The organism is Peribacillus sp. NPDC046944 (assembly GCF_050272735.1).
Classification (GTDB): domain Bacteria; phylum Bacillota; class Bacilli; order Bacillales; family DSM-1321; genus Peribacillus.
The window spans coordinates 238,770-254,464 of record NZ_JBNNML010000002.1 but is presented as its reverse complement, the minus strand read 5'-3'; the positions used below and the strand labels follow the sequence as shown (position 1 = coordinate 254,464).

Sequence of the window (15,695 nt, the reverse complement as noted above, 5' to 3'; positions counted from 1 at the left end):
TCCTCAATCTCCTTACTAGAATAAAATGAAAAGGCCACTCAATGTGAAGTGACCTTTATTGATTATTTATTTTCCGGGTCATCCGCCAAAATGCCTTGTGGAATGAAAACATCGAAATGACGATACTGGTTAACAAATTCAGCTGGTGCCATACCACCGAATTCCCCATCTAGGTTGAGCATCATTTCTTTTTTTGATGTAATTTTGATTCTATTGGCTTTTACATAGATGACATTTCTATCATGGATATGTTCTCCGCGCATGGCCAACGTAACAATGCGGACGATATCTGCAAGATTTGCTTTTTTCAATATTAGCAGCGTGAACATCCCATCATTGAGCGATGCATCTGGTGCCAATTTTTCAAAACCGCCGACAGAGTTCGTGTTAGCTACTAAAAACAACATGATTTCGCCTTCAAAAAGCTTTCCATCATATTCTATCGACACTTCCGTCGGTTTGATGGAAGGCAACATCTCGATTCCTTTAATATAGTAGGCCAGCTGTCCCAGCATTGTTTTGAGCTTGATTGGTACATCGTAAGTTAATTCGGTCAATCGTCCTCCGCCTGCAATATTGATGAAGTACTTCTCATTCATCTTTCCAATATCAATCGGCATCGTATGCCCATTGGCAATGATATCGGCTGCGCCCTCAATGGATTTCGGTAAATGCAATGCCCGTGCAAAATCATTCGTCGTTCCCGTCGGAATGATTCCTAATTTCGGGCGTTTTTCTGCATCGGCAAGCCCGTTTACCACCTCATAGATTGTACCATCTCCGCCCGCTGCGATAACGATATCATATCCGCGTTCGATGGCAATTTTGGCAGCGTTCGTTGCATCACCAGCACCGGTAGTTGCATGTGTCGAAGCCTCGTATCCAGCTGCCTCTAGCTTGGCGAGCACCGCTGGTAAACTTTTCTTGATGGCTTCCCGTCCTGATGTCGGGTTATAAATTAACCTCGCTCTTTTCATTTCCCATCATCCTTATACGTATTGATTCCATAAGTTACATAATAATCCTTCACTTCACGAAAAGCAATTTCCCTCAAAAAAAAGGACCGTAAGCTGGCCCATCCTTATTTATTCATATCTGCTATCTTATCAGAGAAATTATATAGCTTTTTATGAATTTATTCTAGTATCTAGTCTTAATTAATGATACCGAACGTTCACGTTATAAGAATCTGAAATCGTCAAGGTATGACGTCCTTTGCCAAATTTCAACGTACCATTCTTTACGTCGCTATCTTCATCATCTTCCGTCTTCACGCTGACAGATTTCCAGCTATCTTTTGGCCCTTCCAGCTCTTCGACTCCAAATGCCTGTATCGTTATATCGCTTTTTTCCTGTAGATAGACAGTAAGAGAACCTGCATCATCTACATTCCAATCGTTAACTAGTTCTCTCGGCTTTAAAGTGAGGTCTGTGTCTTTTCCCTCGACTTCCAAAGCCAGGTCGGCAGGTATGATGAGCGTTGCTTCAAGGTTCATCCTATCTCCACCCAGCAGTCCATTTTGAACGGGAAGATCTTTCAAACTGATATAAAGTGTATCGCCTTTCCTTTCCACCATTAGATAGTCTTCAGCCTCTTTTAATAGTGACTCACTATCTTCCATTACACGTTCATCGTACGTGCCAAAAATGGAAACATTCTCATTGCTCCCTCCTTCAACCGTTAGAGGGTAGTATCCCGGATCCAATACGACCCGCTGAATTTCTTTCCCGGCTTTTTCATTGAAGCCAGGCAAATCGACGGTTTTTTCCTCGCTTTTCACCGCTGCCGTCACCTGTTCCATCACGCCGCTTGATGTTAGCAAAAGTAAAGCAATCCCCAACATTCCAAGCAGTCCTACAAAAATGATACTAATAAAATCATATTTCACGAAAGAACTCTCTTTCCTTGAATAATAGATATAAAAGAGGATCTCGCCTCCTAAAATGATGAAAAGAAGCGGCCACCAGGATAAAAGGATCGTCGTCAAACTCATATCTGAAATCTGTGAAAGCAACAAAAGTACGCCTAACCCGATTAGGGCCACACCCATTGACACCGTCCCAACTCTCCATGTTCTCATTTTGTTTCCCCCCTAACTTTCTCTTTCTTACTTCCAGACAGCAATTTGATTCCGCCGCCTATTAATAGGACACATACAATCCCTTTTTGAAAATAATCCCTAAACCAATACTCAAAGTTATCACCTAGCCATTGCTGTAAATATGGGGCTGCTGCGGGTACTATGATATTGCTCGCGAAGAAATAAACGCCTATAGCCACCAAACCATAGCCGAACCACTTTTGTTGATGGGCAATGCCTGTAATGATTGGCGTGTCCACCAGTGGTCCTTCATCCATTTTGGATGCTTTTTGCAAGCCATCAAAAAAGCTATAAAACCAGATGATTGGAATGAGAAAGAAGAAAAACCCCAATCGAAGTAAATCCAGGATATAGATGGCGAATAAGAAACCTGCCATTAATTGGATTCCACGTTTTTGTAAGCCTAAATATAAGTGGCCTGCACCTGGGAATACGGAGAATAATGTGGCAACCGATTTACTCTTCTTGCCGGATTCCCTTCTCTCTTCCAAATCTTCTAAAACCGACCGGTCAACCAGCTCTTCCCCTTTTTGCTTTTTGTTCAGCTGTTGGATGCCATCAAAAAAGCTGTACACCCAAATCACCGGTAAAAGAGCCATGAATATTAACAAGCCATCTATATGGGTCATTGCCGTTATGAAAATCACCATAACGCCGAGCCCCAGGAACCCAATCAAAAACGTGAGCCCGCGATTCATGAGACCGAGCTGAAAATGGCCCAGGCCCGGTACGAATGACAAGACGATCACATAGAACCTTTCGGCCTCAGGCTGAACCATGCTACTGCCTTCCGAGCCTGATTTATTGTTTGCCCCTCTTAAAGAAGTAACCACCAAATCAAAAATGCTGATGAGGTACACGAAGACTCCCAAAATCGAAATAGCAAGGAAACCATCATCTTGACTAACTACGGCTAGTAGGATCCCTATAGCCCCTAATCCTACCGTAGCCAAAAAATAAAATAGCCCTTTGAAGATCCTGCCCAAGTAGAAATGGCCGGCCCCGGGGAAAAACGACAATATAAAGGCTAACACCGGACTTTTATTCATATTTAAACCCCTCCTTATTTTTCTTTTCGATATCATCCATCCAGTTAAATGTTTTATCAATCAGTCCGTCTGTTACCGGCGGCGTTTCTTTTATAGCCCCAGACTCCACGTTATCGACGTATTTAGTCAAAGAGTGAAAGGCTCCACTCGCCATCAGTAACACAGTAAAGCCTGCCGCAATCAAATAGTGTTTTGTAATGGTCCTCATTGAACGGGTGTTCTTTGTTTCATCCTCTGCGGATGGCACGGTTTTGAGTGCTGCAATCGTGTTCATCACGCTATCCGCGATATCCAGTTCCTCGTTAGGCCGAACACTTTCTTCTCTTTCTAGCGCTTCCATATAATGCGTTAAACAATCGTCACAGGAGTACAGATGATTTTCATATTCTACTTTTAGAGCATCCGGGATTTCATCTGCGATATACGCAGTCCACTCTGTTACAGAAACATGTTTCATGAAAAATCCTCCTCTTTCCAATGTTTTTTCATCCAATTTCTTGCCCGGTAAAGCTTTACTTCAACCGATTTCACTTGGATTTGCTGTTCCTCGGCAATTTGTTGATAAGTTTTTTCCTTTATGTAAAAGTCGTGCACCACTTCACGGTATCCAGCTGGAAGGTCATCAAGTTTTTGTAGCACCAGTTTTCTTCTTTCATTCTGGAAGAATAGTGCCTCAACATCTTCGGATAAACCTAGATGCCCCTCTGATGGCTGTTCCTCATGCGATACTTCCTTTTTCCGGTCTCGTTTCCTCTTCAAGTCTATCGCATGATTGACGGCTATTCGCGTCAACCACGTTTTGAACCCTTGATTTTGATATTGGGGAAGAGAAGTGTAGATTTTGATGAAGACTTCCTGTGTGGCATCTTCAGCATCCTTTTGATTGTGCAGGACGGAATAAACCGTCCTGAAAACCGATTCTTTATACGTTTCAATCAAAATGCGGAAAGCATGATCATTCCCACTTCTTACCTTCTCCACTAACGCATCTGTCACTTCTCTCCCCCCTTTCATTTAAGCTTTCATGTTATAGACGAGACAAAAAGGAGTTATCCCTACAGATAACTCCTAAATAAATTTTTTTCTGCATGTACTATTCTCCATGAGAAAACCGTACCACCCGGAAGTGATACGGCCATCGATTAGCGTTTATTGATTTCTTCAATCAAGATTTTATTTACAAGTTGTGGATTGGCTTGTCCTTTTGTCGCTTTCATGATTTGTCCGACAAGGAATCCAATAGCTTTTTGTTTACCCGCTTTAAAGTCTTCAATCGATTGAGGGTTATTATTCAAGGCTTCCTCAACAGCTGTCTTTAACGCACCTTCGTCAGAAATCTGGACAAGTCCTTTTTCCTTAACGATAGCTTCAGCGTCACCGCCGTTTTCAATCAATTCCTTGAATACCTTTTTCGCGATTTTAGAAGAAATTGTGCCATCTTTGATAAGTTTGATCATGCCTGCCAATGACTCGGCAGTCAATGCCACATCGTGAAGTTCTTTTCCTTCAGCATTCAAGAATGCAGAAACTTCACCCATGATCCAGTTTGACGCCAGTTTTGCATCCGCACCTGCTGCAACCGATGCTTCAAAGAAATCAGCCATTTCTTTTGTTACGGTAAGAACAGCCGCATCATACTCCGGTAAGCCAAACTCTTCAGCATACCGCTTTTTCCGTGCATCCGGCAGTTCAGGAATTTCCGCAGCAATGCGTGCTTTCCATTCCTCATCGATATGGATCGTCAATAAGTCTGGTTCCGGGAAGTAACGATAATCATCAGATCCCTCTTTGACACGCATCAGAACCGTTCTACCTGTAGCTTCATCGAAACGGCGTGTTTCTTGTTCAATGACGCCACCTTCATTCAATATTTCGGCTTGGCGGATTTCTTCATGCTCAAGTCCTTTACGAACGAAGTTGAACGAGTTCAAGTTCTTCAGTTCCGTTTTCGTACCGAATTCCTTTTGACCAACCGGTTTCAAGGAGATGTTGGCGTCACAACGAAGTGAGCCTTCTTCCATTTTACAATCACTAACACCCGTGTATTGTATGATGGATTTCAACTTTTCAAGATAAGCATAGGCCTCTTCTGGAGACGTGATATCCGGCTCGGATACGATTTCAACAAGTGGTGTACCTTGGCGGTTATAGTCACATAGAGAATGGTTGCCTTTATGCGTAAGTTTCCCTGCATCTTCTTCCATATGGATACGGGTAATGCCGATTTTCTTTTTCTTTCCGCCGACTTCGATTTCAATCCATCCATGTTCCCCGATTGGTTGATCAAATTGTGAAATTTGATAGGCTTTCGGATTATCTGGATAAAAATAATTTTTACGGTCGAATTTCGTAATCTCTGCGATTTCACAATTCAGCGCGATGGCTGCCTTCATTGCAAAATCAACAGCCTTTTTATTGACGACTGGCAGCACCCCAGGATAACCAAGATCAATGACAGTCGTATTGCTATTTGGAGAAGCACCGAAATGATTCGGGCTGCTTGAGAAAATTTTTGAATCTGTCTTTAATTCTACGTGTACTTCTAGACCAATTACCGTTTCAAAGTCCATTTATTTCACCCCTTACAGCTTAGGAAATTGTTTATGAAAATCTGTTGCTTGCTCAAAAGCGTGAGCTGCGCGATAAATCGTGCTTTCATCAAAATGTTTCCCGATCATTTGTAGACCAAGTGGTAGACCGTTAGCCGCGAATCCGCATGGTACCGAAATGCCTGGTACACCCGCAAGGTTGACTGGAATCGTCAAAATATCATTCGCATACATCGTTAATGGATCATCGACTTTCTCACCGATTTTGAATGCTGGTGTAGGCGTGGTTGGTCCCACGATGACATCATATTTTTCGAATACATCTTCAAAGTCTTTTTTGATTAATGTACGGACTTTTTGAGCTTTTTTATAATAAGCATCATAATAGCCGGAGCTTAAGGAGAACGTTCCAAGCATGATACGGCGTTTAACTTCATCACCGAAACCTTCCGCACGTGTTTGCTTGTACATTTCGATTAGCGTTTCGGCATTATCCGTACGGTGGCCATAACGAACCCCGTCAAAACGAGAAAGGTTGGCAGACGCTTCAGATGAAGAAAGCAGGTAGTAGGCCGCTAGAGCGTATTTAGAATGCGGCAATGAAACCTCTTCCCATTCTGCTCCAAGTCCTTCTAATACTTTTAAGGCTTCAAGCACGGAGTTGCGTGCCTCTTCCCCAACGCCTTCACCAAGATATTCCTTTGGCACGGCAATTTTCAATCCTTTAACATCGCCTGTTAATGAATTCACAAAACTTGGCACATCCACGTTAGCCGATGTGGAATCCATTGGATCGACACCAGAAATCGCTTCAAGTAAATATGCATTATCTTCAACCGTTCTTGTAATCGGACCAATTTGGTCTAATGAAGAAGCAAATGCCACAAGCCCAAAACGGGATACCCGTCCATATGTAGGTTTTAAGCCAACGACTCCGCAATAAGCAGCTGGTTGGCGAATCGAACCACCTGTATCCGAACCTAATGAGAACAGGACTTCACCAGCAGCGACAGAGGCAGCTGAACCGCCTGAAGACCCACCTGGTACATAATCCGTATTCCATGGATTGCGAGTCGCCTTATAAGCTGAATTCTCATTTGAAGATCCCATCGCGAATTCATCCATGTTCAACTTACCAATCGTCACTGTTTCAGCACTTTGTAATTTTTGAACGGCAGTCGCATCATATATTGGGTTGAAGTCCTCCAATATTTTACTTGCACATGTAGTCCGTAAATTTTTTGTGACAATATTATCTTTTACACCAATCGGCATACCGAACAAGACGCCTTGACTCTCGCCTTTAGCTAATTGGTCATCCATTTTTTTTGCTTGGTTGCGGGCGTTTTCTTCATCTAATGTCAAAAATGCCTGCACCTTGTCTTCTACCTGTCCGATCCGTTCATACGATTCGTTAACAAGATCAGTAACACTGATTTCTTTATTATGTAAACGTTCATGAAGCTCGGAAACCTTTTGTTCGAACAACGACATCATTGTCCCTCCTTATTCCATTATAGATGGTACGCGGATATAACCATCTTTGCTATCTGGTGCATTCTTGACTACTTCTTCCACCGGTAGTCCTGGTTTCGCTACATCTTCACGCATTACATTTTTCATATCCAAAACGTGAGAAGTCGGTTTTACCTGGTCTGTATCAAGTTCATTCAACTGTTCAGCAAATGAAATCATTTGATCAAGCTGATGTTGGAATTTTTCTGCTTCTTCTTCCGTAATTGCCAAACGTGCCAAATGGGCAACGTGCTTAACTTGGTCCATAGTTATACGTGACATTCTCTTCACCTCCAAAATATCCAAAGCCACTGAATCTAGTCGCTTTTCTCCAGAAAATCATCGTTTAAATCATATCAAACTATTACACAGTAAAGCAACAAGAGTTGCAATGTCGAATTTCAAAATTTTCAAAGGAAAAAGAAGTATTTTCCGGGAAATATGAGAATGCTGTCGGAAATTCCCTGGCGGAATTCCAAGATACCTCGTATCTCTCCAGAACCCCTTACTAATCATGAAAGAAGATGGGGCCATATCAGGCTCCATCTCCTCCTTTTCCTTTATTCGTATATATGCACAGTCGGTTCGTCTTGATTTGCCTGACGGACGATGAGTGCTTCTGGTCCGTTGACCGAAGTAATTGATACTTGCACGGAAATATACTTTGGAAAACGTTCCATCACGAGACCCGCTACATATTGAGTGAAGCCGATAGCTTCGGAATTCCCATAGAATTGAATGGGTATGTCGATGTTCAACTTCTGTAATTGGTTGTCCATATAAAAGGCCCGGCCTATTACGCCATTGAAGTTAGGGAAATACTCTTCGACATCCTCTTTGAAATTGGTGAAGGTGTTGACGTCGTCCCTATATTTTTTTTCTGCTTTTGTCGAAGGGAATAGGTAGTATTTTTCATCTACACTGTTCCATTTCTTGATTTCATTAGAGCTTTTTTCGATATTCGTATAGGATATGAAATTCCCAGGGACGACGGAAGATTTCTCGTTCTGTTCGAAAAGGGCAATCGTAATCGGCACATTCTTTAATTTTTCCGTTTTACGTAATCGTTTCAGGACTTCTTCCGCGATTTGTTCTCCTTCTCTTTTCAGTTCCTTACTATCTATTTTGGTTTCATACGTGGCACCGTATGCTTCTTTTTGATAATAATGAACCGAATTCAAGGCAAGGCCGATGACGACACCGCCAAGGCTGACTTTATTATCTTCCGTTTTCGTCAAGTAATTATGTTCCAGAATATGAGCTAGATAGATTGGGTTTTCTTCATTCCGTTTATCAATGTCGCCCTTACCTGTATCTACAGGGTTCAAGCCTAGATTCTCACTGGCTTTCAAGTCTTTTTCTTTCAACTGGCTTTTTGTGTATTTTCTGTTCAGCCAAGATGAAATCGTCGAACTGTCAAGCATTTGTCCTTCTTGGAACAAATAATCGTCTGGATTAAACTGATTTTGCGCCAATCGCATAAGTCCGTTTTCAAATTCTTCTATATCGTATCGAGTGTTTAAATTCGATACAACCAAACCGCGGGCCTTTGATGGCTCAAATGGAAGAATCGTTTGATAATATTCATCCGAAATTTTGTATTTCGGAATGATTGCTGTCTCCTCTTTGTCCTTGGAATCTTTCACTACCTCTTGCTCATCATCGAAACTTGGTGCACAACCAGCAAGCAGTAGGATAAGAAGCATTCCCAAAATGGAGTGTTTCCTCATAGCCTACACCTCTTATTTAGTAAATTCCTCGATTAGTCTCTCTTCATCCCACACTAGGACACCTAAGCTCTCTGCCTTTTCAAGCTTTGATCCAGCATCTTCGCCTGCCACAACCAAATCAGTCTTCTTGCTGACACTTCCAGCGACATTGGCACCCAGTGCTTCTAATTTCTCTTTTGCTTCATTGCGTGTAAGCTGATGTAGTTTCCCGGTCAAAACAACCGTTTTCCCTGCAAATATAGAATCGATTTCTTCCACTGGAATGGCTCTAACCCCTTTATAGGCCAGATTCACACCCGCTGATTTCAACTCCTCTAGCAACGCATGAACTTCTTCTTGCTCAAAATACGCAACGACTGAATCGGCCATTTTTTCACCAATTTCGTTGATTCCCGTTAACTGTTCGCGGCTTGCCTTGCTCAGGGCATCCATGGTGCCGAACTCCCGTGCTAGCGTCTTCGCGGCTTTCGAACCGACATGTCGGATACCAAGACCGAATAACAACTTTTCAAGTGAATTGCTTTTAGATGCCTCTATCGCTTGAAGCAACTTATTGACGGATTTTTCCCCCATCCGTTCCAATTCAATGACTTGATCATACGTAAGTTTATATATATCGGCTACATCGTGTATCAGTTCTTCCTTGAAAAGCTGGCTGATGACCTTTTCACCCATACTGTCGATATTCATGGCAGTGCGTGATACAAAGTGAATTAACCCTTCACGAATCTGAGCGGGACATTTAGGGTTGATGCAACGCAGGGCCACTTCCCCTTCAAGTCTCACAAGCTCACTTTCACATTCAGGGCATTCAGTCGGCATCTGGAATTCTACTTCTTCACCTGTACGGCGTTCCACTAGTACATTGACGACCTCTGGTATAATATCGCCTGCCTTTTTTACGACCACTTGGTCTCCAATCCGAATATCTTTCTCCCGGATTAGATCTTCATTATGTAGTGAAGCCCGTTGTACGGTAGAGCCCGCGACTCTGACAGGATCCAATACAGCCGTTGGCGTCAAAACACCCGTACGACCAACATTCAGTTCAATGGACCTTAGCGTCGTGACCACTTCTTCTGCCGGGAACTTGTAGGCGATTGCCCATCTTGGGCTTTTGGCCGTGAATCCCAATTCATCCTGTTGTTCAAGTGAATCGACTTTTACGACAATCCCATCGATATCATACGCCAAGTTTGGACGCTGTTCTGTCCAATTTTCGATATAGGCGAGTACCTCATCTATATTCGAACAGGTCTTTCGTTCTTTATTCGTCTTAAATCCTAGTTCGTCCAGTAAATCCAGCGCTTCACCATGGGAACCAACCCCAGTTTCTCCTAAATCGGCAATGGCGTAAAGAAAAATGTCCAGATTCCGCTTTGCCGCAAGCTTGGGATCAAGCTGCCTTAAAGAACCAGCTGCTGCATTACGAGGATTCGCAAACGGTTCTTCCCCACGTTCTTCTTTCGCCGCATTCAACCCTTCAAAGGATCTCTTCGGCATGAATGCCTCTCCACGGACTTCGATTCCGATTGGTTTCCTTATCTTCAATGGAATGGATTTGATTGTTTTCAGGTTCTCGGTGATATCTTCACCAATCGTTCCATCCCCCCGGGTCGCCCCTTTTATGAAGTAACCATTTTCATATTGAAGAGTGACGGCCAATCCATCGATTTTCAACTCACATACATAGGAATAATTCTCCCCAACGGCCTGACGGACCTTTCTATCAAAATCACGTAGATCATCTTCATTGAAGGCATTGCCCAAGCTAAGCATGGGTGTTGTGTGCTCCACTTTTTCAAACATATCCAGGATGGCCCCGCCGACACGCTGCGTCGGAGAATCAGGAGTCTTCAACTCGGGGAATTTTTCCTCAAGCTCGATGAGATCACGTAAAAGTCGGTCATATTCGGCATCCGGCACAGAAGGTTGATCCAGCACATAGTATTCATAACTGTATTGATTTAATAGTGTTTGTAATTCAAGGACACTTTTCTTTGCAGCTTGTATATCCATACATTCAATCCTTTCTAAAGAAACCCGGTCGCCTTCTATATGAGAAGGCGATGTACATGCAGGTAACTTTATCCTTTGCCAGTAGGCGTATATTCATAGCTTAAACTTTTTCGATTGGTGCAAACTTCGCCAACAAACGCTTGATTCCGGTCGGACTAGGAAATGCGATATCCAATTCTTTTCCTTCGCCTTCCCCTTTTACACTGACTACCGTTCCGACACCCCATTTTTTATGGGAAGCCTTATCACCGACAGCCCAGCCTATTTCTTCACCGCCTGTTGCAGATGGGGCAGAAACAGCACGTCCGAAGCTAGGTGTTTTTCTAGCATGGGTAGGTGCAGTAGAACCTGTCCTCGCCGAAGAACTGAATGAAGTTTGCTTAGACTTGGGAGCGGGTTTCGGTTTTAAATCTTCCAGAAGTTCTGCCGGGATTTCCGAAATGAAACGGGACACTGGATTCATGTTCGTGCGTCCGTAAAGTGTCCGCATTTGGGCATTGCTTAAAAACAATTCGTTTTCAGCCCTTGTAATGCCCACGTAGGCAAGACGGCGTTCTTCTTCCATCTCTTCCTCATCCATGAGGGAGCGGCTATGTGGGAATACCCCTTCTTCAAGCCCAAGTAAAAAGACGACCGGATATTCGAGGCCCTTCGCAGAATGGAGCGTCATCAGCGTTACCGCATCGTTAGCGTCTTCAGGGTTTTCATCTAGTTTATCGATATCGGCCACCAACGCCAAATCCGTTAAAAAGCCCACTAATGATTTATCTTCACTATTACTTTCAAATGCTTTCGTCACGGATAGAAACTCATCAATATTTTCTAGGCGGCTTTGTGATTCAATCGTTTTTTCAGCCCTTAACATTTCACGGTATCCCGTTTTTTCGATGACTTCTTCTACCAATTCCGTAACGGACAAAAATTCCTGCTGATTCGTATAATTCGTAATCAATGTATGGAATTCACGGGCTGCTTTCGTCGCCTTCCCGCTAATCCCGATCATTTCTATCGACTCGAGCGCTTTATAAATGGAAATATCATATTGATTGGCGTAATCCGCCACCTTATCCATCGATGTTGCGCCAATGCCGCGTTTTGGAACATTGATTACACGGCGCAGGCTAATATCATCGTCAGGATTGGCGATGAGCCGCAGATAAGCAAGCAGGTCCTTGATCTCTTTACGATCATAGAACTTGGTGCCGCCGACGATGGCATAGTTGATGTTTGACTTAAGCAGCACTTCCTCCATTACCCGGGACTGTGCGTTTGTCCGATATAGGATAGCTATATCAGAATACTTTCTTTCGCCTTTTAGCGTTAATTCATTTATTTTCCCTGCTACGAATTGTGCTTCACCTTGCTCATTGTCTGCCCTGAAATAAGATAACTTATTACCCGCTACGTTCTCTGTCCATAGATTCTTCGGCTTACGGTTTTGGTTATTATCAATGACCTTATTGGCCGCTTCAAGGATCTTTTTCGTTGAACGGTAATTCTGTTCAAGGAAAATCATCGTCGCATTCGGGTAATCCTTTTCAAAAGAAAGGATATTGGCTATATCCGCACCGCGCCACCGATAGATCGACTGATCCGAATCCCCTACAACGCATAGATTACGAAAACGTGAAGCAAGTAGTTTAACAAGCATATATTGGGCACGGTTGGTATCTTGATACTCATCGACATGGATATATTGAAACTTGCGTTGATAGTATTCCAAAACTTCCGGAACAATCTGGAATAATTGGATCGTCATCATGATCAAATCATCAAAATCAAGTGCTGAGTTTTTCCGTAACCTTTTTTGATATTCCGTATAGACATCCGCCGTGATTTTTGTGAAAAAGTCCGATGCGGTTTTTTGGTATTCTTCCGGACCGACCAATTCATTTTTCGCCGAGCTGATACTTCCAAGGATAGCCCGATAATCATATTTCTTTGGATCCAAATTGCGGTCTTTCAGGATTTGCTTAACGACTGATTGCTGATCTGTCGTGTCTAAAATGGAGAAGTTCCGGTTGAAACCCATCCGGTCGATATCTCTTCGTAAAATCCGGACACACATGGAGTGAAACGTCGAAATCCAAATGTCCTCGGATGCGCCACCTAGAATCGCCCGGATTCTTTCTTTCATTTCTCGGGCCGCTTTGTTGGTAAACGTGATGGCGAGGATATTCCAAGGCGCGATTTCTTTCTCCACCATCAAGTATGCGATCCTATGTGTTAGAACACGGGTCTTTCCACTACCTGCACCAGCCATGATCAATAGTGGGCCATCCGTTGCTTTTACTGCTTTTTGTTGTTGTTCATTCAAACCCGTTAGTAATTTTTCCGCTAAATATTGCATCATTACACCGCCTGTACGAACATTTGTTCTTTTATTATACTACACTTCATTAATTCCATGAACGTTTTATTTAACAGCGGCAACCGTTGCAAGTGCCGCCTTCAAGTCTTCATAAATTACATTTCCAACTACGATTACATCCGCAAACTTGGCCATTTCTTTAGCCTGTTCGACTGATTTAATGCCGCCTCCATAGAATAGCACGCTATTCTCCATGCTCTCTTTAGCGGCCTCCAGCATCCGGACATCTCCATATATACCGCTATACTCCAGATAAAAAATAGGGAGATTGAACATCTTTTCGGCCATCATCGCATAGGCACCCACATCATCCATATCCAATTCAGTGTTGGCATTCGTCAATTGAGCCACCTTGCAATCAGGGTTGAGGATACAATATCCCTCGACAAAAATCTCGTCCCAATTCATTAAATATCCGTATTCCTTGACCGCCTGCTGATGCAATTTCATCATCCAATCAGGATCGGTGCTATTCAACACACTTGGGATAAAATATAAATCGAACCCAGGCGTCACCGTTTCCACTGACGAAATCTCCATCACGCACGGAACGGTATAGCGCCTGACCCTTGCCATTAAATGAAGCACATTCTCAAGCGTGACTCCGTCCGTGCCGCCGACCATAATGGCATCTGTTCCAGATTCACAAACCTTTTCCAATGCTTCATCGCTTATTTCTTTATTTGGATCGAGTTTGAAAACATGTTTCCACTCGCGAAAATCGTACATAATAATCCTCCATTCACACTTCCCATTAAACCATTATAGCATTAAGATTTTTCATAAAAAAAGAGAAGTGCTGATAAAAAATTTTCCAAAAAAAACCTACGAATCGAAAACCCACTCTATCGTGGCAACTCCTCTAAAAAAGCTGCCGACCACCTGGATAAACTCAAAATAAAAAACCAAGAAAACGAGTTCCTCGGTTTTTTTCGATTCATCCATTATAAGAAACGTCCCATTACGTTTCAGTTGGTTCCTCTACATCTTCTTTAATGCGATTGATGGCCATGGAATAAGCGTCGTTCCCGTAGTTCAAGCAACGTTTGACCCTGGATATCGTAGCCGTGCTGGCTCCGGTTTCCGTTTCAATCTTATGATAAGTTTTACCTTCCTCAAGCATGCGGGCCACTTCAAGACGTTGTGCCAAAGATGATATTTCATTGACGGTGCATAAATCATCAAAAAAGCGATAGCACTCGTCTAAATCGCGCAAAGAAAGAATCGACTTAAACAATTGATCTGTCGCTTTCCCTCTTAACTTATCAATTTGCATACATACTCCCCCTTAATTTTCTTGGGCATCAAATGACACGTTCTTATCTATACCTGGTTGGTTCGGAATTACGTTGACCCAGGTCTTGCCTGTCACCAACCCTACTTCTTTCCCATTAATCACGGGTATAATCCGGTCATCTTTATTCACCCATTCTACTTCATTGATTTTCCCCTTTTGAAGTAGGTAACCTTTTCCGCCGCTTTTCAAATCAATCTTTCGGCGTCCTTTATCGTCAACCACCTGATGAGCAGCCTCAATGATGAATATATTATCTAACAGGACAGGTTTCTTAGATTGATACTCAACCGTTTGCTCACCATTCGAATAACGTGTGTATTTTTCTTCTGCTTTTTCATACTCATAATGAACATTGGATGTTGCATCTCCATAGACGACATCGATGTTCAAAGCTGCATCTCCTTGCAGACCTTTTGCCTCTTCCTCCGTCAAGAATGCAAACGGTTCGGGGGCACCAGTCAACTCATAGCCTTTTTCCTTTGCACCTTTTTCAATATTTTCAAAAGAGGTGTAGGAGTTATGTGGGGCTTTTCGGTCTGTAGTCCGCTGAAATAGAGTACCATCATAATATAAGCCATTCAAGTTATCAACATAACCTTTGTCAAGCATCGTCTTTGCCTCCGGGCTATTACCGTGGCATACATAGAGACAGTCCAAGCCTTTGGCAAGTTCGATATAATAATCTCTCGCACTTCTAATCGGACCGATTTGATCTGGGGTCTCACTCTGGAAAACGGCTAACAACCTTGTAATGTCACCCTCCGCCAGCAATTCATAAACGATGTCCGCTTCAGAAAGACCCGATTGGGGACGCGCCTGTGGGTGATTATTGATCATCACCGCTACGGCCCTACGCTTCTTCTCTCCATCTGTGCTTATTCCCGTTAGCGGAAAAACACCTGAAGAACCATCTGTATCTTTCATGACAGATTCGTCTTGCTGGTCTTCCTCTGTCTTATCCTTCGCTGAACAGCCTACTAAAAGTAACATCGCTATCATGATGAAAAGAAACTTTTTCATACACTTTTCACGCTCCTGATTACTCAACCGTGTCGTTTGCTGC

14 protein-coding genes are annotated in these 15,695 nt (G+C 43.0%); all 14 read right to left on the bottom strand.

Annotated elements, in window-relative coordinates; all coding sequences use genetic code 11:
• Positions 1 to 62: 62 nt before the first annotated feature.
• The 14 genes from ACQKIC_RS04210 to ACQKIC_RS04145 all read right to left on the bottom strand — a co-directional run bounded on the left by ACQKIC_RS04210 (position 63) and on the right by ACQKIC_RS04145 (position 15,652).
• Positions 63 to 977 carry a diacylglycerol kinase gene (locus ACQKIC_RS04210; RefSeq protein ID WP_402872220.1) on the bottom strand — a complete coding sequence of 305 codons (915 nt, stop codon included), beginning with the start codon at positions 975 to 977 and terminating at the stop codon, positions 63 to 65.
• 180 nt (positions 978 to 1,157) lie between these two features.
• Entirely contained in the window at positions 1,158 to 2,081 is a 924-nt protein-coding gene (locus tag ACQKIC_RS04205) for a LiaF transmembrane domain-containing protein (RefSeq protein WP_402958608.1), read from the bottom strand.
• Complete coding sequence (locus ACQKIC_RS04200; protein ID WP_407407813.1) at positions 2,078 to 3,151, bottom strand: NINE protein; 1,074 nt, start codon at positions 3,149 to 3,151, stop codon at positions 2,078 to 2,080. The genes ACQKIC_RS04205 and ACQKIC_RS04200 overlap by 4 nt, the downstream gene beginning before the upstream one ends.
• Complete coding sequence (locus tag ACQKIC_RS04195) at positions 3,144 to 3,608, bottom strand: hypothetical protein (RefSeq protein ID WP_403124313.1); 465 nt, start codon at positions 3,606 to 3,608, stop codon at positions 3,144 to 3,146. Before ACQKIC_RS04195 ends, ACQKIC_RS04200 begins: the two co-directional genes overlap by 8 nt.
• A complete protein-coding gene (locus ACQKIC_RS04190; RefSeq protein ID WP_427591653.1) occupies positions 3,605 to 4,147 on the bottom strand; it encodes a sigma-70 family RNA polymerase sigma factor in 543 nt (180 codons plus the stop codon). The genes ACQKIC_RS04195 and ACQKIC_RS04190 overlap by 4 nt, the downstream gene beginning before the upstream one ends.
• A 146-nt stretch (positions 4,148 to 4,293) precedes the next feature.
• Positions 4,294 to 5,721 carry an Asp-tRNA(Asn)/Glu-tRNA(Gln) amidotransferase subunit GatB gene (gene gatB, locus ACQKIC_RS04185; protein ID WP_402872234.1) on the bottom strand — a complete coding sequence of 476 codons (1,428 nt, stop codon included), beginning with the start codon at positions 5,719 to 5,721 and terminating at the stop codon, positions 4,294 to 4,296.
• A gap of 12 nt (positions 5,722 to 5,733) precedes the next feature.
• A complete protein-coding gene (gatA, locus tag ACQKIC_RS04180) occupies positions 5,734 to 7,194 on the bottom strand; it encodes an Asp-tRNA(Asn)/Glu-tRNA(Gln) amidotransferase subunit GatA (protein WP_402872237.1) in 1,461 nt (486 codons plus the stop codon).
• Between the two features lie 12 nt (positions 7,195 to 7,206).
• Positions 7,207 to 7,497 (bottom strand): Asp-tRNA(Asn)/Glu-tRNA(Gln) amidotransferase subunit GatC, encoded by a 291-nt coding sequence (gene gatC, locus ACQKIC_RS04175; RefSeq protein ID WP_402872241.1) that lies wholly within the window; start codon positions 7,495 to 7,497, stop codon positions 7,207 to 7,209.
• 278 nt (positions 7,498 to 7,775) lie between these two features.
• Positions 7,776 to 8,945 carry a CamS family sex pheromone protein gene (locus tag ACQKIC_RS04170; protein WP_402872244.1) on the bottom strand — a complete coding sequence of 390 codons (1,170 nt, stop codon included), beginning with the start codon at positions 8,943 to 8,945 and terminating at the stop codon, positions 7,776 to 7,778.
• Positions 8,946 to 8,957: 12 nt separating this feature from the next.
• A complete protein-coding gene (gene ligA, locus ACQKIC_RS04165) occupies positions 8,958 to 10,964 on the bottom strand; it encodes an NAD-dependent DNA ligase LigA (RefSeq protein WP_402958614.1) in 2,007 nt (668 codons plus the stop codon).
• 100 nt (positions 10,965 to 11,064) lie between these two features.
• A complete protein-coding gene (pcrA, locus tag ACQKIC_RS04160) occupies positions 11,065 to 13,314 on the bottom strand; it encodes a DNA helicase PcrA (RefSeq protein ID WP_402872252.1) in 2,250 nt (749 codons plus the stop codon).
• Positions 13,315 to 13,380: 66 nt separating this feature from the next.
• Positions 13,381 to 14,064 (bottom strand): heptaprenylglyceryl phosphate synthase, encoded by a 684-nt coding sequence (locus ACQKIC_RS04155; protein WP_402872255.1) that lies wholly within the window; start codon positions 14,062 to 14,064, stop codon positions 13,381 to 13,383.
• A gap of 232 nt (positions 14,065 to 14,296) precedes the next feature.
• Positions 14,297 to 14,611: a YerC/YecD family TrpR-related protein gene (locus ACQKIC_RS04150; RefSeq protein ID WP_402958616.1), complete on the bottom strand. Its 315-nt coding sequence runs from the start codon at positions 14,609 to 14,611 to the stop codon at positions 14,297 to 14,299.
• Positions 14,612 to 14,623: 12 nt separating this feature from the next.
• A complete protein-coding gene (locus ACQKIC_RS04145) occupies positions 14,624 to 15,652 on the bottom strand; it encodes a DUF3048 domain-containing protein (RefSeq protein ID WP_402958620.1) in 1,029 nt (342 codons plus the stop codon).
• Positions 15,653 to 15,695: the final 43 nt, after the last annotated feature.